Here is a 16,121-nt window from a genome sequence, read left to right as displayed (position 1 = left end):
CCGCCGCAAGCCCCAAAGGCGCCGATCAGGTGGGGATCAGGCGACCACGCCGTAGCTCTCGCTTTGCGCCAGCACGCGGTGTGCGCGATCGACGATGGGCTTGTCGACCAGCTTGCCGTCGACCGCCACCGCGCCGTGACCGTTCGACAGGGCATCGACCACGCGGCGTGCCCAGTCGACCGAAGCCGCGCTGGGCGAAAATGCCGCGTTCACCGGCGCGACCTGCCGGGGATGGACGCAAAGCTTGCCGCCGAAACCGAAGCGGCGCGACCGCGCCGCATCCCGCGCCATTCCCTCCACGTCGGCAAGGTCGACCGAGACGCCGTCGACCGGCGCCTGGAGGCCGGCCAGCCGCGAGTGCAGCACCATCTGGGTACGGATCGCATCGATCTCCTCCCGGTCGCCGTCGATACCCGCATCGACCTGAAAATCGACGGTGCCGAAATGCAGCCTCACGAGGCCCTCCGCGCCGCACAGACCCGACAGATCCAGCGCCCCTCGCACCGTTTCCACCAGCGCGTGCAGCGGCACCTTGGCCCGGCGCATATCGACAAAATCCTCAGCCCTCTCCGCCTTGGGCAGCATCAGCCCGGCAAGCCCCGGCAGCCCCGCCAGCGCCCAGACATCATCCTCATGCCACGGGGTTCCCAAACTGTTGACCCGCACCACGAAGCGCGGTTCGGCGAGCATTGCCAGCGCCTGGTAGATCGTGTCGCGCGCGGCGACCTTGTGATCCGGCAACACCGCGTCCTCAAGATCGAGCACCACCATGTCCGCGCCGCTGCAGGCCGCCTTCTCGAAGCGATCGGCGCGGTCGCCGGGCACGAACAGGATGGAACGGGCGGGCAGCGACATGGAAAGGTCCTCTCAGGTCAGGTTGCCGCGATCGTCGCGGCGGAAGGTCTGCGAATAGGAATAGCGATCGGCGGGGTGCGTGCTGACGGCCATCTCGACCACCTCGCCCCGCCGGTTGTTGTACTTGCGGGTTACCCGCAGGGCAGGCGCGCCGCGCTTGACGCCCAGCCGCTCGGCCGACCGCGCATCGACGGCGAAGCCCTCGATGGTCTGCTGCACCTCTACGATCCGTTCCCCGAACTGCTGCTCGATCCGCGTGTAGATCGGGGTGTGATCGTCCGCGTCGGCAAGCGTGACGCCGCGAAAGGCGGGATGAATGTAGATCCGCGACAGGGCGATCGCGACACCGGCCTCGGTACGGCGTACCGCATCGAGCACCAGCCACGCCTCACCCGGCTTCGCCTCCAGCGTCCCGGCAAGATCGCCGGTGATTTCCATCACCTCGCGTCCGTGCAGTTCCAGCCGCGTTTCGGAAGTGAAGCGGTGAAGGTCGCTCAGCCCTTCGATCACCTGCACATAGCCGCCCTGCTGGCGTGGACCGACGACGCGAGTGCCGACACCGGCCTGCCGCGTCACCATACCCAGTTGCACCAGCCGCTTGATGGCTTCGCGCACGGTGAATCGACTGGCGCCGAACTGCGCGCACAACTCGAATTCCGTGGGGATCAGCGCTCCCACCGGGAAACGTCCCGCCTCGATCTCCGCGATCAGGGTCTGGGCAAGCTGCAGGTAGCGGGGTTGCTGTTGGAGCGGCGGCGTCATCTCATGTCCCCTCGGCACGACTGGATTGTCCGGTGGTCCGGACAATCCTCCGTAAACCAAAGACACGGCAGATGTCAGCGGATGATCTCCTTTTCGCGCAGGGCCGAGATTTCCGGAACGCCGAAGCCGAGCGAGACCAGCACATCGTCGGTATCCTGCCCCAGTTTCGGCGCGGCCTTGGCAGGATGTTCGGCACCGCTTGCGCGCACCGCCGAGGCGACGCCGGGAAGTGCGCCATGGTCCGGGTGGGCGAAGTCGACGATGCGACCCTGTTCGCGAACGAAGGGATTTTCCAGCGCCTGCCCCACGTCGAGCACCGGCGCGGCAGGCACCTTGCCCGCGAAGATCTCCATCCACTCAGCAGTAGTGCGGGTGGCTAGCACGGCGTCGAGGTCGGCGTTGAATGCCTCGCGATTCTCAAGGCGGGCCTTGAACGTGGCATAGCGCGGGTCGGTCGCCCATTCGGGCTTGCCGATCAGCGGCGCCATATTCTGCCAGAACTTCTCCTTGTTGCACATGATGAAGATCCAGCCATCCTGCGTGGTGTAGAGCTGGCTGGGTGTCAGCGACGGGTGGCCCGAACGCGGCGTGCGGCCCACGGTGACGCCGCCGTTGAGATACCATTCGGCCACGTAGTTGAGGTTGGACAGCGCCACGTCGAACAGGCTGACGTCATAGTCGCGGCCCACGCCCTGCGCCCGCGCCGAGACGACACCCGCCAGGATCGCCATCGCGGCGGTGGTGCCGGTCATGAAGTCGATGATCGAAAGGCCGAAGCGTGAAGGCGGTGCCTCCGGCTCGCCGGTCAGCGAGAGGTAGCCCGCCTCGGCCTGCATCAGGTAATCGTAGCCCGGCCAGTTGGCGCGGCTGCCGGTGCGGCCATAGGCCGAAAGGTGGGCGCAGACGATGCGCGGATTGACGGCTGAGAGGCTGGCGTAATCGAGGCCCAGCTTCGTCGGCAGATCGCCGCGCAGGTTGTTGAACACGACGTCCGCCGAAGCGACCAGACGCTCAAGGACGGCGCGGCCCTCTGCGCTCTTCAGGTCGACGCCAACGCTCTTCTTGTTGCGGTTGAACGCTTCGTAGAAGTGACTGTCCTCGGGACCGAAGAAGTACGGGCCGACATGACGGCCCACGTCGCCGCCATCCTTGTGATTCTCGATCTTGATGACCTCGGCGCCGAGGTCGGCCAGCTGCTGGGTGCCGAAGGGACCGGCGCCATACTGCTCGACCGCGACGATGCGCAGGCCCGCCAGCGGCTGCAGGCCGGGCTGCGCGGTGTCCGCCGTGATGTCGGAAGCGGGGGCGTTCATGCCGGGTTCCTTGCGATGATCTGCTTGGCGATGATGATGCGCTGCAGTTCGTTGGTGCCCTCGCCGATGGTCAGCAGGGGGGCGTCGCGGTAGAGGCGCTCGATCGGGTATTCCTTGGAATAGCCGTAGCCGCCGAAGATGCGCATCGCTTCGGTCGCGTTCTCAAGGCCGGCTTCGGTGGCGAAGAACTTGGCCATGCCCGCTTCCATGTCGCAGCGTTCGCCGCGGTCGTAGGCCATCGCGGCATTCTCGGTCAGCAGGCGCGCGGCGGTGACGCGGGTCGCCATCTCGCCCAGCTTGAGCTGGATAGCCTGGTGTTCGCAGATCGGCTTGCCGAAGGTCTTGCGGGTCTGCGAATAGGCGACAGCCTCGTTCAGCGCCGCCTGCGCGATGCCGAGGCCGCGCGCGGCCACGTTGATGCGGCCCAGCTCAAGACCGCCCAGCACCTGCTTCAGGCCCTTGCCCTCGACGCCGCCGACAAGGCGCTCCACCGGCACGCGGTAGTCCTCGAAGGCCAGCGCGCAGCTGTCGATACCCTTGTAACCCAGCTTCTCCAGCTTCTTGGAGACGACGAAGCCCGGGCCCTTCTCGGCGATCAGCAGGCTCATGCCCTTGTGGCGCGGCTCGGCGGTGGGGTCGGTCTTGACCAGCAGCAGGATGCAGTTGCCCGAGCCCGAGTTGGTGATCCACATCTTGTTGCCGTTGACGACGTATTCGTCGCCCTCGCGCTTGGCGACGGTGCGGATGTTCTGCAGGTCGGTGCCCGCGTCGGGCTCGGTCAGGCCGACGCCGCCGCGCAGTTCGCCGGTGGCGAACTTCGGCAGGTAATGCGCCTTCTGCTCCTCGGTGCCGCAGCGCTGCACGGTCATCGCCATGATCATGTGCGAATTGATGATGCCCGAGACGGACATCCACACCGCCGAGATCTTCTCGATGATGCGCGCATAGGTCAGCGTCGAGATGCCGAAGCCGCCGAATTCCGGATCGATCATCAGGCCGAAGAAGCCCAGCTCCTTCATCTTGTCGACGATGGCCTGCGGGTATTCGTCGTCATGGTCCAGCTGGTGGACGTAGGGCTTCACTTCGGCCTCAAGGAACTTCTCGACGGTGTCGAGAATCATCTGTTCCTCTTCGGGCGTCGCGCCCTGACTGCTGATCGGGCTTTCCATGTTCACGCGGGGGTTCCTTCCAGAATGTCGGCAGTGGTGGCAGCGGCGAGCAGGTCGCTCAGGCGCGCTGCGGGATGGTTGGCGATGTCCAGCACGGCATCGGCGATCGCGTCGGCCTGCGAGCGGCTCACGCGGCGGGCGGCGTTGTCGTCGTACTTGGCGCGGATTTCGGCGTTGGAGAGCGGGCGATCGGCCGCGCCCCGGTTCACCGCCTCGCGCTTTGCGATGCGGCGGCCGTCCGTCGTCTCGACGATAACCTCGCCGGTGAAGTGGACCGGATAGTCGGTATCGGGATCGACGGCATAATCGACCTTCTGCGCCAGCTTGAGCACATCCGGATCGGCCAGCGCCGCGCCGTCCAGCTCGTCCAGCGTGAAGCGGCCCTTGAGCAGCCCTGTCGCCACGACATAGGGGATCGAGAACTGCGCATCATAGCTGGTCGCCGGGACCTTCTTGGGCGCGGCGGGTTCGCACACGATGGGGATCACCGCTTCGGGGACCAGCACCGTGACGCGCGCGATGTCTTCGCCCGAAAGGCTATGTTCGCCGCAGATCGCGGCGGCGGCATCACCGGCAGCGTGAGTCATGTGGCAGGCCGGCAGCGGCTTGACCGAGACGTTCTCGATCTCCCAGCTTTCGCCAAGTCCCGCGCAGGCATCCGCCAGACCGGCAGGCGCGCCGTCGCGCAGGTAGAGCGAATAGAGGCCGAAGCGCCCCTCGTATGCCGCCTTCGGCCCGACGAAGCCGTGCTTCGCCATCGTCGCGGCGGTCAGCGCGGAGCTGGCCGCCCAGCCGGGATGCAGGCGCTTGGTCCAGGCGCCGTCCTCCAGGAATTCGAGGCTGCCGCCCGCCATCGACAGGACGATGCCCTGCGCCATGCCGATCTGCTGGGCATCGAGCCCCATCAGGAGACCCGCGCCCACCGTCGCCCCGAAAGCACCGCACAGGCTTGTTGGGTGGAAGCCGTGGCGGTGGAAGCCCCCGGCCGCGACGCTGGCGACGCGGGTGGAGACTTCCATGGCGATGATGTAGGCACGCAGCAGATCGGCGCCACTCGCTCCGGCATTGTCGGCGACGGCAAGGGCAGCGGGAAGGCTGCTCACCGTCGCGTGGATGATGCCGCGCGAATGTGTGTCGTCGTAATCCAGACCATGCATAAGGAGGCCATTGACCAGCGCCGCCTCACGCGGGGCCAGCGATCGTCCGTGGCCGAGGACGGGCGAGCGCCCTTCCCCCAGATCCCATGCCGCCGCGAAGGCGCGCTGCCCCCACCTCTCGCCGAGCGCGGCGATGCCGGTTCCGATCGAGTCCAGCATGAGGTGGCAGGCGCGCTCGCGCACCCGCTCGGGCACGGCATCAAGCGTCAGCCCGCTCGCGAATTCGGCATAAGTCCGGGCAATCATCTTCACTCTCCCGCGAGGCCGACGGTGCGCCGGGCCGGGGCTGCGTCCGGATCCTGCGCAATGGCGTCGAGCGAGGCCCCGCGTCCCTCGACGCGCACCGCGATCACGGCGATCATCATCAGCGCCAGCACCGTGCCGACCATCATGAGGACGCCCTCAAGTCCGAAGTTTTCGAACAGCCACACGGTCATGAACGGCGTCAGCATCGAACCGGCGCGGGCACACATCCCGGCAAAGCCGGTGCCGCGCAGACGATAGGCGGTCGGGAACATCTCTGGCACGTAGAGGAACAGCCCGATCGCGGTCAGCATGTAGATGCTGCTCACCAGCAGGAAGCCGGCGATGGCGAGCGGGACCGTGCCCTCGACGTTGGGATAGATCGCGCCGAACAGGATGATGAGCAGGCCCGCGATGATGAGCGAAGCGCGGCGCGACACCTTGTCGGCAATCGCCACGGCGACCAGCGAACCGGCGATGCTGCCGAACGACATCAGCGTGGTGAAGCCCAGCGACTGCACCATCGTCTGCCCCTTGCTCACAAGGAAGGTCGGCAGCCAGGCGACGAAGCCGTAAACGGAGACGTTGGCGGCGATGGCCGTGAGCGTCGCGGCGGCAAGCCGTCCGCGCATGTCCGATGCAAAGAGGCGGGAAAGCGGTGCATGGGCCGGGGCGGCGGATGCGGTCTTCGCATAAGGGGCAAGCGGGCCCTTCTGCGCCGTGATTTCGGCCTCGATCCGCTGCAGAACCGCCTCGGCCTCCTCGGTGCGGCCGACGGATTCCAGCCAGCGGGGCGATTCCGGCATGGTCTTGCGCAGGACCCAGATGCCGATGGCACCGGCTCCGGCGATGGCGAACATGTAGCGCCACCCCAAGTTCGGGATGACGAGGTAGCCGATCGAGGTGGCGATCAACAGGCCCGAACCGATGATCGCGCCCAGTATCGCGCCCCACCGGCCGCGATGGCTTGGCGGGATGAACTCGCCCAGCGTACCCGCCGCGACGACCAGTTCCGCACCCAGTCCAAGGCCCATGATGAAACGGCAGACGATCAGGAACGTCATCGAGGGAGAGAAAACCGCCGCGATGGATGCGAACCCGAAGAGCGCGAGGTTGAACTGATAGGAATAGCGGCGGCCGAACCGGTCGCCGACATAGCCCGCCATGGCCGCGCCGAGCAGCATGCCGAGGAATGTCATCGACATGAAGGCCGCCGCCTGCGGCAAAGTGCCGAAGCCTTCCGACTTCACGGCAGCCATCACGCCGCCCGCAAGGTAGACGTCGAAAGCGTCAAGGAACGCGCCGGCGCTGATAAGGCCGAGGATGCGCCAGTGGAAACGCGAAACCGGCAGGCGATCCAGCCTGGCTCCTGCGTGAACGGTTGTTGGCATCGAAGTCACGATAATCCTCTCCTTACCGCCGGACGCTTCCCGCCTCCTGTCGAGGTCGTTCGCAAGGCGCCCGGGGCTGTCCTGTCGTATGCTGGAATGACGCGTCCGCTTATGCGGGGGCATCGCCCGGCGCGCGGCCGCGCTTGTAGACCAACGAGTTGCGCGTGAATTCCATCACCATCTCGCCGTCCTGGTTGAAACCGCGCGTACGCGTGGTGACGATGCCCTGCGTCGGCCGCGAAGCGGATTCGCGCACATTGAGAACCTCGGATTCGGCATAGAGCGTATCGCCGGCGAAGACCGGATGAGTCAGCTTGATGTCGGTCCAGCCGAGGTTCGCAGGCGACTTCCCGCTGACGTCGTTGACCGTCATGCCCAGCACGATGGCAAGGCTGAGGCCGCTGTTGACCAGCAGCTTGCCGAACTCGCTCTGCTTCGCGAAGTGCGCATCGCAGTGCATCGGATGGTAGTTCATCGTCATCAGCGAGAACTGGATGTTATCGGCATCGGTGATCGTTCGACCGGGGCGATGCTCATAGATGTCGCCAACGGTGAAGTCTTCCAGATAGCGGCCATAGCTGGCGCGATACCGGTTCTCACCGACCTTCTGCGCGGTCAACGTCATGTTATCGACTCTCCTTGTATGTTTGTCCGGACAATATCACGGACATGCGTTCGTGCAAGCGTCTGGATGTCAAAAAGCGACTTCGGCCCGCGCGGCGATCGTGTTCCCCGAATCCTTGCCGAGATACGATCCAGTGAGGTTGTTCGTTTCCCAGTGGATGCCGTCGAGCATCAGGCGGAAGTAGTTTGTAAGATACCAGTTCACCCCCGCCGTGGCCGCCCAGCCGGTGCCACCCAGCGGCGCGCCGGAACTGTCCTGGTGTTCGTAGCGGGCGACGAGTTCGATGCCGCCGGAGCCGCCTTCGGTGATCGGGCTCAGCACCTTCGGAGCTACGTATGTGCCGCTGACCGAGGTGTAGGTCGGCTTCTCCCCAGTCAGCCAGAAGCCGCCGTTGACCGACAGCGTCTTGAACTTCGCGGTGTCGAAGGCCGCCGCCGGGCCGCCCTTGACGTGCCGCTCGCCATATTCGGAAAAGGCGTAGACCGGGCCGTAGACGCCGCCAAACTCGACGCCGAACGCCTTCGATCCGGTGGCGCCGGTCAGCGTCGCGGCATTCACCTGCACGCTGTTGTTGAGAGCGCCCGAGATGAACTGGTTGACCGCCACCGATGCGGTCGCGGCGGGAATGTGCTCGGAGTATGCCCAGCCGCCGATATGGACGATCGCCTTGTCGGTCAGGATCGGATTCCAGTGCGCGCGGCTGAGGAACATGCGGTGGTCATTGCGGGTGAAGTCCGAATCCAGCGCATCACCGTGGACTGCAACGCTCCAATGCCAGTTCTTCTGCCCGGCCCGCGCGGCGATACCCATCAGGTAGGCTCGCCCGCCCTGCGTCGCGAGCGCGATCGTGTTGATGTTGGTGGTGATGAAGGGGTTGGCGGTCGCCGCCGTGCCGATGTCGATCCCGCGATCGGTGATCAGATTGCCCGCGCGGATGTCGGCATCGACTTTCCCGAACTTGGTCTTGTAACCCAGGAAGGTGTTCACGACCTCGACCGAGTTGCGGCGAAAATCAGCCTCGAACTGGTAGAACAGGTGCTGGCCCACTGTGCCGACGCCGCCGAAGCGGAACTGGCGCAAAGTGGAGACGGTGATGTTGCGGCGATCGTAGTCGGACCCGCTGGTCGACGAGATGTCGGCCAGGATGCGCCCGCGCGGCTTGAAGGTGAAATTGCCGTCCTTGCTGGAGAAGACCGGTGCGCCGCGGCTCCAGTCGACATTGAGATCGGCCGGGACGTCGACTCCGCCGGCGCCCCTGCCAACTTGCGCGTTGCCGGCTTCGACAGCGGCGACTTCGACGCTCGGTTCGGGAGAATCTGCCGCCATCATCGGGACGGCGGCGGTGCTCATGGCGCGATCCTGAGCATTGGCCGATTGTACGGGGGCAACGGACTGCGGAGGAACCCCATCTCCCAGCGCGGCCTTGGCTCTTGCATTCTCCACCAGCGCATCCGCTTTTTCGCGCGTGATGAGCTTGTTGGCGACCATCTCGTCGATCAGCGCGAGCAGGGTGCGGTAAGTCGTATCATTGCCATCGGAAGCCTGCGACTGCGCGAACGCGCCTTGTGGCACCACCGTCAGCGCAAGGCCGGAAACCATGAGAGCGTGGCGTATCCGCATTCAATTCATCCTCGTTCGGTTGCTTGCCCATCTGTGCGGGCTGCGAACGCGGACCATTGCTCAAGACATTCATAATGTAAATTGTCCGTACAAACATATTATCTCGCTTTTACGTCCGGATACCTTGGTAGCGCCCACGCGCATCCCTCCGACCACTCGATGGAGACCAATACCGGGAACGGAGAAAGCCGGTAGAGGACCGCCGAGCCTGAAGCCCCCCGACCGCGTAATGGCCCCGCCACCGTGACACCCCTTGGCAGCGTCAAAGTGCGCGGAGCGCATCGATCCAGATAATTCAGTCGTGAACTAAATCCCTATGTCGGGAAATTCAGGCTCACTTTCCGCTTGAGTTGGCCGCGACACAGCGCCACCCGCGGAAAAATCCGGCGCCGGACGTCAGGCACGGGCGAGAACGATGGCGTCGCAGAAAGGAACGGGAACCGGATCATGGATATCGGCACAAGAGTGCGCCTCTCGCTGATGATGTTTCTGCAGTATTTCGTCTGGGGTGCGTGGTGGGTGCCGTTCGGCAGCTATCTGATGCACGCCGGTCTCGGCTCGTGGATCGGCACGATGTTTTCGGCGCAGGGTTGGGCAGCGATCCTGTCGCCGCTGTTCGTCGGCGCCATAGCCGATCGCTACTTCTCCGCGCAGAAAGTGGTCGGCGTGCTGCATCTGGCAGGCGGCGGCGCGCTGCTCGCGCTTTCGTTCGCGGGGAGCGACCCGGGCCTCGTCTTCGCGCTGACACTGGGCGTGCTGCTGGCTTATATGCCGACCCTCGCCCTGTCGAACGCGATCGCCTTCGCCGCGATGACCGACACCGCGAAGGAATTTCCCGCGATCCGCGTGCTGGGCACCATCGGCTGGATCGTCGCGGGTCTGCTCGTCGGCTGGCTGGGTGCGGAGGAGACCGCGCTGCCGCTGCGCATGGCGGCGGGAGTTTCGGTGCTCTACGGCCTCTATGCCTTCACCCTGCCCGCCACGCCCCCGGCCGCCGGTTCGGATCGCACCGGGATTGCCGGACTGCTGGGTCTGGACGCGATCAAGGGCGGCGACCGCTCGTTCTGGGCGCTGATCGGCTGCTCGCTGCTGCTGATGATCCCGCTGAGCTTCTACTACGCCTATGCTAACCCGTTCCTGGTCGGCGTGGGCGTCGGCGCGGCGGCGGGGGTGCAGACGATCGGGCAGGTTTCCGAAGTCGGCTTCCTGCTGCTGCTGCCGCTGTTCCTGCGCTGGTTCGGGATGAAGACGGTGCTGCTCGTCGGCATGCTGGCATGGACCGCACGCTATGCGCTGTTCGCCTTCGGCTTCGACGCGGGCGGCCCGCATATGCCGATGCTGCTGGTCGCGCTGGCGCTGCACGGCGTGTGCTTCGACTTCTTTCTCGTCGCCGGACAGATCTGGGTGGACCAGCGCTTCCCGACCGAGACGCGGGGCCGCGCGCAGTCGTTCCTCGCGCTCGTCACCTGGGGTGTCGGCTCGATCATCGGCAGCCTGCTGGCGAACGCCGTCTACGTCGCGCACAGCAGCGGCACGAACGGGCACGAGGTCGACTGGACCGGCTTCTGGCTGATCCCCTCGGCACTAGCCGCCGTGGTCGCGGTGGTGTTCGCGCTATCCTTCAGGGACAGCGCGAAGCGGGCCGGGAACTGAGCGGATCGGGGCGATCCCGCAAGGATCGCCCCGATCCGGCCATCAACCTGCGAGGGCTTCGGTCAGCCCGCTCGACTTGTCGTCCGCCAGCGCCAATTCGCGCAAAGTGCGGACGCCTGCCGCATCCCGGGGAGCGCGGGCGTGTTCGGCGACGATGCGCTGGAAGTTCCCGAGGCCGCGCTCGAAGGTATCCCCGTAGCCTTTGATCAGCCGCTGGCACAGCACCAGTTCCAGCGCCAGTTCGCGGTCCTTGGCTGCCTCGGTGCGCACCAGTTCCAGCCAGTGCTCGATGCGCTCCTGCTCCTCGATGTAGCGCAGCGAGCGCGGGCGGATCGACCGCATCGCCGCAACGGTGCGCAGCGCCAGGAACCAGCGCAGGCCGGTCGTCTCGACATGGCGCCCTTCGGTGAAGAAGCGGCCGAGCAGCTTCGTCAGGCCCTTGCTGGCGAGGATGCGGCGGCCGATCCCGGCGGGCAGCGTCTCGCACACTTCCTGCAGGCGCGGGTGCATGAATTCGGTGATCGAAAGGATCTGCTCGTCGCCCGCCTTCACTTCGCCGCGTACACGGGTGATGCGGCTGGCGCGCGTCTTGAGGTCGGCGACGCGAATGGTGTCTTCATAGCCCATCCACAGCGCCAGATGGCGCGCGGTCTCGGCGGTCAGTTCGAACGGCGCGGCATCGAGCGCGGCGACGGATTCGAGGCGATCGAGGTAGAGCGCGGCATAGGCGCCGTCCTGCCAGTCCATCAGCTTGGCGACGCCGTGCAGGGCGTTGGGCTGCGCGGGCGGGGGCAGGTTCGCGGCGATGCGCGCGGCGAGCGCGCGGCCCTGCTCGGTGGTCGGCACGGGGAGGTCGTGCGTGATCTCATCCGGCCTGGCAACGGGCTGCTGGGCGCGGTCGAAGCCTTCCTGGAAGCCCTTGAGGTTGCTCTTCACGGCGATGCCGCTGTGCTCGATCGCGGCGCGGTAGGTGTCGGCAGCGAAGGGCAACCCGCCGCTGCCCGCCAGCGCGCCGAACATGATCGCGCTGATGACGCTACCCGAACGGTCGGTCGCGGCTTCCATGTCGAAGCCGATGAAGCGCTTCGAGCGCTGGTAGGCCGCCTCGATGATCTTTTCGCCGTTACCGCGGCCGTCGCCCATCGCCTGCTTCTCGCCGATGGCGTAGATGCGGTGAGTGGAGCCGATCAGCGTCGTGCGCCCCGCGGTGGAGAACCCGCGCAGCAGTGCGCGACCGGTTTCCATGAGTTCGGAGGCGACAACCACGTCCACGTCGCCCGGCATCGGCATCTGCGCCATCACGGGCAGGCGGCCCGATCCGTCGGGCTTCGCCAGTTCGACGTAGTACACGGTCGAGCCGGTGCGCTGCGCCACGCCGGGGACCGAGGTGCCCTGCGCCAGCCAGCCCTCGGCGCGGGCGACTTCCTGAATCCAGTCGGCCAGCACGCCGCCGCCCTGTCCGCCGAGGGCGAGGATGGCGATGGTGATGCGGTTTTCGTTGGCGATCGTCATGGTGGTGTCTCTCACTCTCTTGCTTCATCCTCCCTGTCGCGAAGCGATGGGGAGGTGGCAGCCCGTCAGGGCTGACGGAGGGGACGGGCTGGGTTCCGCCCCCTCCACCACCGACTGCGTCGGCGGTCCCCCTCCCATTGCTGCGCAACGGGGAGGAATGGCTTCAGAACGCGCGCGCCGCGCGGGCCTTGTCGGCGCCGGCCTGCCAGCGGGCCATGATCGCGCCGCTGACTTTCGCCTTGAAGCGTTCGAACTTGCCTGGATTGGCGACGATCTGCGCGCGGTAGAAGCTGGGGCACAGCACCGCCGCATGGCTCACCTCGCCGCACAGGCCGCAGCCCACGCAGGAGTTCTCGACATGCGCCACCGGGTCCTGCCGCAGCGGGTCCGGGTTGGGCTTGATCGTCAGCGACGGGCAGCCCGACAGGCGGATGCAGCTGTGATCGCCGGTGCAGGTGTCGCTGTCGACGCCGAAGCGTTCGCGCACCACGCGCTCGCCCGCCTTCAGCTTCGCCGAAGTCGCCTTCTTCTCGCGCCGCTGCTTGTTGAGCATGCATTCGGACTGCGCGACGATGACCTTGGGGCCCTTCTCCTCGGTCGTCAGCGCCTCGCGCAGCATCGAGGTCATGCCCTTGAGGTCATAAGTGCGATGCGTCTCGCGCACCCACTTCGCGCCGACGCCGCGCACCGCCTTGGTGATCGGGTTCTTGGTCACGCGATTGGCGTTCTCGGCGCGCGATGACAGGATATCCTGACCGCCGGTGGCCGCCGAATAGCCGTTGTCGATGATCATGGTGACGGTGTCGTCCTTGTTGAACACCGCATTGCCGACGCCCGAGGTCAGGCCGTTATGCCAGAAGCCCCCGTCGCCCATGATCGCGATCGACCGCTTTGACCCCTCGCCTTCCTTGGGCTTGAACGCCGAGGCACCCGCCGCGCCGAGGCCATAGCCCATCGTCGTGTTGCCGATGTTGAACGGCGGCAGGATCGAGAACAGGTGGCAGCCGATGTCCGCCGAGACATGGGTGGGGCCAAGTTCGCGCTCCACCAGCTTCATCGCGGTGAAGATCGGGCGCTCCGGACAGCCGGTGCAGAAGCCCGCCGGGCGCTGCGGGATTTCCTTGGCGACCGGCGCGGGCAGCGGGCTTGCCGCTTCAAGCTGCGGCGCCAGCGCGGGGGCGTAGGCTTCGAGGAATTTCGCCAGGCCCTTGCGGATCACGTCGGCGGTGTATTCGCCCGAGCGCGGCAGCATGTCCTTGCCGACGATGCGGGTGTCCAGCTCCGCGCGGCGGATCAGCGTGTTGAGTTCGTGCTCGATGAACTCGGGCTGGCCTTCCTCCAGGATCATCACTGCGCGCTTGCCCTTGCAGAACGCGGCGACTTCCTCGGGGATGATCGGATAGACGACGTTCATGCAATAGATCGGCAGCTTGCTGACACCATAGGAGTCCGCCAGCCCGATCAGTTCCATCGCGCGGTTGAGGTTGTTGTAGAGGCCGCCCTGCACGATCAGGCCGATGCCCTCTTCGCTGTCTTCGGGGCCGAACCACTCGTTCAGCTTGTTGTCGCGGACATAGGCGATGCCTGCGGGCCAGCGCTTCTCGATCTTCTCGACTTCGTGAAGGAAGTTCGCAGGGGGCAGCACGATGCGGTCGGTATCGCGCACCGGGCTGGCGGCCGCCTCGCCCACCGTCAGCGGCGGGCGCACGTTGTCCTTCGCCACGAACGAACCGGTCATGTGGCAGGACCGCACGCGCAGCTGCAGCATGACCGGCGTGTTCGAGGCTTCGGAGAGGCGGAAGCCCTGCTCCACCGAGTCGACGATGCTGGGCAGGTTGGGGCGCGGATCGATCAGCCACATCTGCGACTTCATCGCGAAGGCATGCGTGCGCTCCTGCATGATCGAGGAGCCTTCGCCGTAGTCCTCGCCCACGATCACCAGCGCGCCGCCGGTAACGCCGCCCGACGAGACGTTGGACAGCGCGTCCGACGCCACGTTGGTCCCCACCACCGATTTCCACGCGACCGCGCCGCGTAAGGGGTAGTTGACCGAGGCCGCCAGCATCGCCGCCGCCGTCGCTTCCGAGGCGCTCGCCTCGAAATGGACGCCGAGGCTTTCGAGCAGGTCGTTGGCGTCGGCGAAGACGTCCATCAGGTGGCTGATCGGCGAGCCCTGATAACCGCCGACATAAGCCACGCCCGACTGCAGCAGCCCCTTGGTGACCGCCAGGATGCCTTCGCCGGTGAAGACCTCGCCCTCACCTGCGGTGAGCTTGAGGACTTCCTTCTTGAATGAACGCTCCGCCACTTGCCCTTACTCCGAAACAAGCGCGAGGACGCGCAGCGGGCTGCCCGAACCGCCCAGGATCTTGAGCGGCGAGGCAATCACGATCGCGCCGGTGGCGGGCAGCTTGTCGAGGTTTTCAAGGCACTGCAGGCCGTACTTGCCCGCGCCGTGGAGCAGCGTGTGCGCCGGGTACATCGGCTCAAGCAGATGCGCCTGGCCTGCATCGGTGCCGATCGTCTCGACGCCGAAGCCCAGCGCATCACGGTCGAGGATGTACTGGATGGCGGAAGCATCCGGCCCCGGGGTGTGGGCGCCGTCTTCCTTGCGGTTGGTGTAGGCGTCGACGTCCAGCTTCGACCAGTCGGTGCGGAACAGCACCCAGGCGCCGGCGGGAATGGCGCCGTGCTCGGCTTCCCAGACCTTGATGTGCTCGGCCGTCAGGAGGAAGTCCGGGTTCGCGGCGCATTCGACCGAGAAATCGAGCACCACGGCGGGCGCGACCAGCTTCTGCGGCGGCACCTTGTCGACGGTGTTGTCCGGCAGGTCCTTGCCCGAGACCCAGTGGACCGGCGCGTCGAAGTGCGTGCCGGTGTGCTCGCCCACCGTGAAGTTGTTCCAGTGCCATGCGACGCCGCGCTCGTCGTAGCGCGAGATTTCCTCGCGCGAGAAGGCAGCGGTCTGGCCGAACGGCTCGGGCAGCACCAGCAGCGGGGTATCTTCGGAGAGGGTCTGGGTCAGATCGACGACGGTGATGTCACCGGCCGTCAGCGCATGGGCGAGAGAAGCGAGAACGTCTGTCATGGACTTGGGCCTCCTGTTGGACCATTACGGCGAAGAGTATCGGATTAAGTTGCATATGCAACTAAAATGTCATGCCGGGCGTTTCGGCCCGCTGGAGCCTAGGATGAGCGAGGATTTGCGCCCTTTCGGTAACCCTGGATCGGAGGATTTCCGCCTCGACGCTTACCCGTTCTATCTGCTGAACCGGGCCGCGAGCCGGTACAACGTGGTCATCGAGTCGGGCCTGCGCGGCATCGGCATCGACATTCCGACGTGGCGCGTGCTGATGATCCTGGGCGAGCACGAGCCGCTGGCGATCGGGCAAGTGGCGAAGTCGGCGGTCATCAACCTCTCCACCATGATGCGCATCGTCGAGCGCATGACCAAGGCGGGGCTGATCGAGACCGCGCCGAGCGAATCGGACGGCCGCGTGACCGAGATCCGCATGACGGCCGAGGGCCGCGTAAAGCTGGGCGAAGCGCGCGAAGTGACCGCGCCGCTTTATGACAAGATCATTCGCGGGTTCTCGGCCGGGGACTTTTCGAAGATGCTGGACCTGCTCGGGCGGCTATACGACAACCTGGATTAACCCGTTCCTCCCCGAGCTCGTCTCGGGGGGGGGGGTGGTGCCGACGAAGTCGGTGACGGAGGGGCAACTTTCGGCCCCGTCCCCCTCCACCATCGCCTGCGGCGACGGTCCCCCTCCCCGAGCAAGCTCGGGGAGGAAGGAATAAACTTGCACGTGCAACCATAT

The 16,121-nt window shown here is 66.1% G+C and carries 13 protein-coding genes; 2 read left to right on the top strand and 11 right to left on the bottom strand.

The annotated features are described in order from the left end of the window. Positions 1-36: 36 nt before the first annotated feature. The 8 genes from QRN25_RS02340 to QRN25_RS02305 form a co-directional block, all read right to left on the bottom strand. Entirely contained in the window at positions 37-855 is an 819-nt protein-coding gene (locus tag QRN25_RS02340) for an HpcH/HpaI aldolase/citrate lyase family protein (RefSeq protein ID WP_271183867.1), read from the bottom strand. 12 nt (positions 856-867) lie between these two features. Next, the gene (locus tag QRN25_RS02335; protein WP_271183866.1) at positions 868-1,617 is read right to left on the bottom strand and encodes a GntR family transcriptional regulator; all 750 of its coding nucleotides are present in this window, start codon (positions 1,615-1,617) and stop codon (positions 868-870) included. A gap of 74 nt (positions 1,618-1,691) precedes the next feature. Then, positions 1,692-2,930, bottom strand: a complete 1,239-nt coding sequence (locus QRN25_RS02330; RefSeq protein ID WP_285017289.1) for a CaiB/BaiF CoA transferase family protein — start codon at positions 2,928-2,930, stop codon at positions 1,692-1,694. Continuing rightward, on the bottom strand, positions 2,927-4,099 hold the full coding sequence (locus tag QRN25_RS02325; RefSeq protein WP_285017411.1) for an acyl-CoA dehydrogenase family protein: 1,173 nt from the start codon (positions 4,097-4,099) through the stop codon (positions 2,927-2,929). Before QRN25_RS02325 ends, QRN25_RS02330 begins: the two co-directional genes overlap by 4 nt. Before the next feature lie 2 nt (positions 4,100-4,101). Then, positions 4,102-5,502, bottom strand: a complete 1,401-nt coding sequence (locus QRN25_RS02320; protein ID WP_285017288.1) for an MmgE/PrpD family protein — start codon at positions 5,500-5,502, stop codon at positions 4,102-4,104. A gap of 2 nt (positions 5,503-5,504) precedes the next feature. Continuing rightward, positions 5,505-6,890 carry an MFS transporter gene (locus QRN25_RS02315; protein WP_285017410.1) on the bottom strand — a complete coding sequence of 462 codons (1,386 nt, stop codon included), beginning with the start codon at positions 6,888-6,890 and terminating at the stop codon, positions 5,505-5,507. 109 nt (positions 6,891-6,999) lie between these two features. Then, the gene (locus QRN25_RS02310; RefSeq protein WP_285017287.1) at positions 7,000-7,515 is read right to left on the bottom strand and encodes a MaoC family dehydratase; all 516 of its coding nucleotides are present in this window, start codon (positions 7,513-7,515) and stop codon (positions 7,000-7,002) included. A 69-nt stretch (positions 7,516-7,584) separates the two neighbouring features. Continuing rightward, on the bottom strand, positions 7,585-9,135 hold the full coding sequence (locus QRN25_RS02305; RefSeq protein ID WP_285017286.1) for an OprO/OprP family phosphate-selective porin: 1,551 nt from the start codon (positions 9,133-9,135) through the stop codon (positions 7,585-7,587). A gap of 447 nt (positions 9,136-9,582) precedes the next feature. Here QRN25_RS02305 and QRN25_RS02300 point away from each other — a divergent pair, with 447 nt between their 5' ends. Next, a complete protein-coding gene (locus QRN25_RS02300) occupies positions 9,583-10,788 on the top strand; it encodes an MFS transporter (protein ID WP_285017285.1) in 1,206 nt (401 codons plus the stop codon). Between the two features lie 42 nt (positions 10,789-10,830). Here QRN25_RS02300 and QRN25_RS02295 read toward each other — a convergent pair whose 3' ends face one another. The 3 genes from QRN25_RS02295 to QRN25_RS02285 form a co-directional block, all read right to left on the bottom strand. Continuing rightward, the gene (locus tag QRN25_RS02295; protein ID WP_285017284.1) at positions 10,831-12,315 is read right to left on the bottom strand and encodes an indolepyruvate oxidoreductase subunit beta family protein; all 1,485 of its coding nucleotides are present in this window, start codon (positions 12,313-12,315) and stop codon (positions 10,831-10,833) included. A gap of 148 nt (positions 12,316-12,463) precedes the next feature. Then, positions 12,464-14,608: a ferredoxin family protein gene (locus QRN25_RS02290; protein ID WP_285017283.1), complete on the bottom strand. Its 2,145-nt coding sequence runs from the start codon at positions 14,606-14,608 to the stop codon at positions 12,464-12,466. A 6-nt stretch (positions 14,609-14,614) separates the two neighbouring features. Next, positions 14,615-15,388 carry a cyclase family protein gene (locus QRN25_RS02285; protein ID WP_285017282.1) on the bottom strand — a complete coding sequence of 258 codons (774 nt, stop codon included), beginning with the start codon at positions 15,386-15,388 and terminating at the stop codon, positions 14,615-14,617. Positions 15,389-15,491: 103 nt separating this feature from the next. On the opposite strand from QRN25_RS02285, the gene QRN25_RS02280 reads away from it, so the two are divergent. Beyond that, positions 15,492-15,956, top strand: a complete 465-nt coding sequence (locus QRN25_RS02280; RefSeq protein ID WP_285017281.1) for a MarR family winged helix-turn-helix transcriptional regulator — start codon at positions 15,492-15,494, stop codon at positions 15,954-15,956. Positions 15,957-16,121: the final 165 nt, after the last annotated feature.

This window comes from Novosphingobium sp. fls2-241-R2A-195, assembly GCF_030209485.1.
GTDB lineage: Bacteria > Pseudomonadota > Alphaproteobacteria > Sphingomonadales > Sphingomonadaceae > Novosphingobium > Novosphingobium resinovorum.
Note: the sequence above shows the minus strand (reverse complement) of the source record. Positions and strands in the feature narration are given on the sequence as shown.

Excerpts from the sequence above, each read along its gene's own strand:
- QRN25_RS02320 (WP_285017288.1), bottom strand. The coding sequence starts at position 5,502 with ATGATTGCCCGGACTTATGCCGAATTCGCGAGCGGGCTGACGCTTGAT.
- QRN25_RS02285 (WP_285017282.1), bottom strand. The coding sequence starts at position 15,388 with ATGACAGACGTTCTCGCTTCTCTCGCCCATGCGCTGACGGCCGGTGAC.
- QRN25_RS02305 (WP_285017286.1), bottom strand. The coding sequence starts at position 9,135 with ATGCGGATACGCCACGCTCTCATGGTTTCCGGCCTTGCGCTGACGGTG.
- QRN25_RS02335 (WP_271183866.1), bottom strand. The coding sequence starts at position 1,617 with ATGACGCCGCCGCTCCAACAGCAACCCCGCTACCTGCAGCTTGCCCAG.
- QRN25_RS02315 (WP_285017410.1), bottom strand. The coding sequence starts at position 6,890 with ATGCCAACAACCGTTCACGCAGGAGCCAGGCTGGATCGCCTGCCGGTT.
- QRN25_RS02280 (WP_285017281.1), top strand. The coding sequence starts at position 15,492 with ATGAGCGAGGATTTGCGCCCTTTCGGTAACCCTGGATCGGAGGATTTC.
- QRN25_RS02300 (WP_285017285.1), top strand. The coding sequence starts at position 9,583 with ATGGATATCGGCACAAGAGTGCGCCTCTCGCTGATGATGTTTCTGCAG.
- QRN25_RS02325 (WP_285017411.1), bottom strand. The coding sequence starts at position 4,099 with ATGGAAAGCCCGATCAGCAGTCAGGGCGCGACGCCCGAAGAGGAACAG.
- QRN25_RS02310 (WP_285017287.1), bottom strand. The coding sequence starts at position 7,515 with ATGACGTTGACCGCGCAGAAGGTCGGTGAGAACCGGTATCGCGCCAGC.
- QRN25_RS02340 (WP_271183867.1), bottom strand. The coding sequence starts at position 855 with ATGTCGCTGCCCGCCCGTTCCATCCTGTTCGTGCCCGGCGACCGCGCC.
- QRN25_RS02330 (WP_285017289.1), bottom strand. The coding sequence starts at position 2,930 with ATGAACGCCCCCGCTTCCGACATCACGGCGGACACCGCGCAGCCCGGC.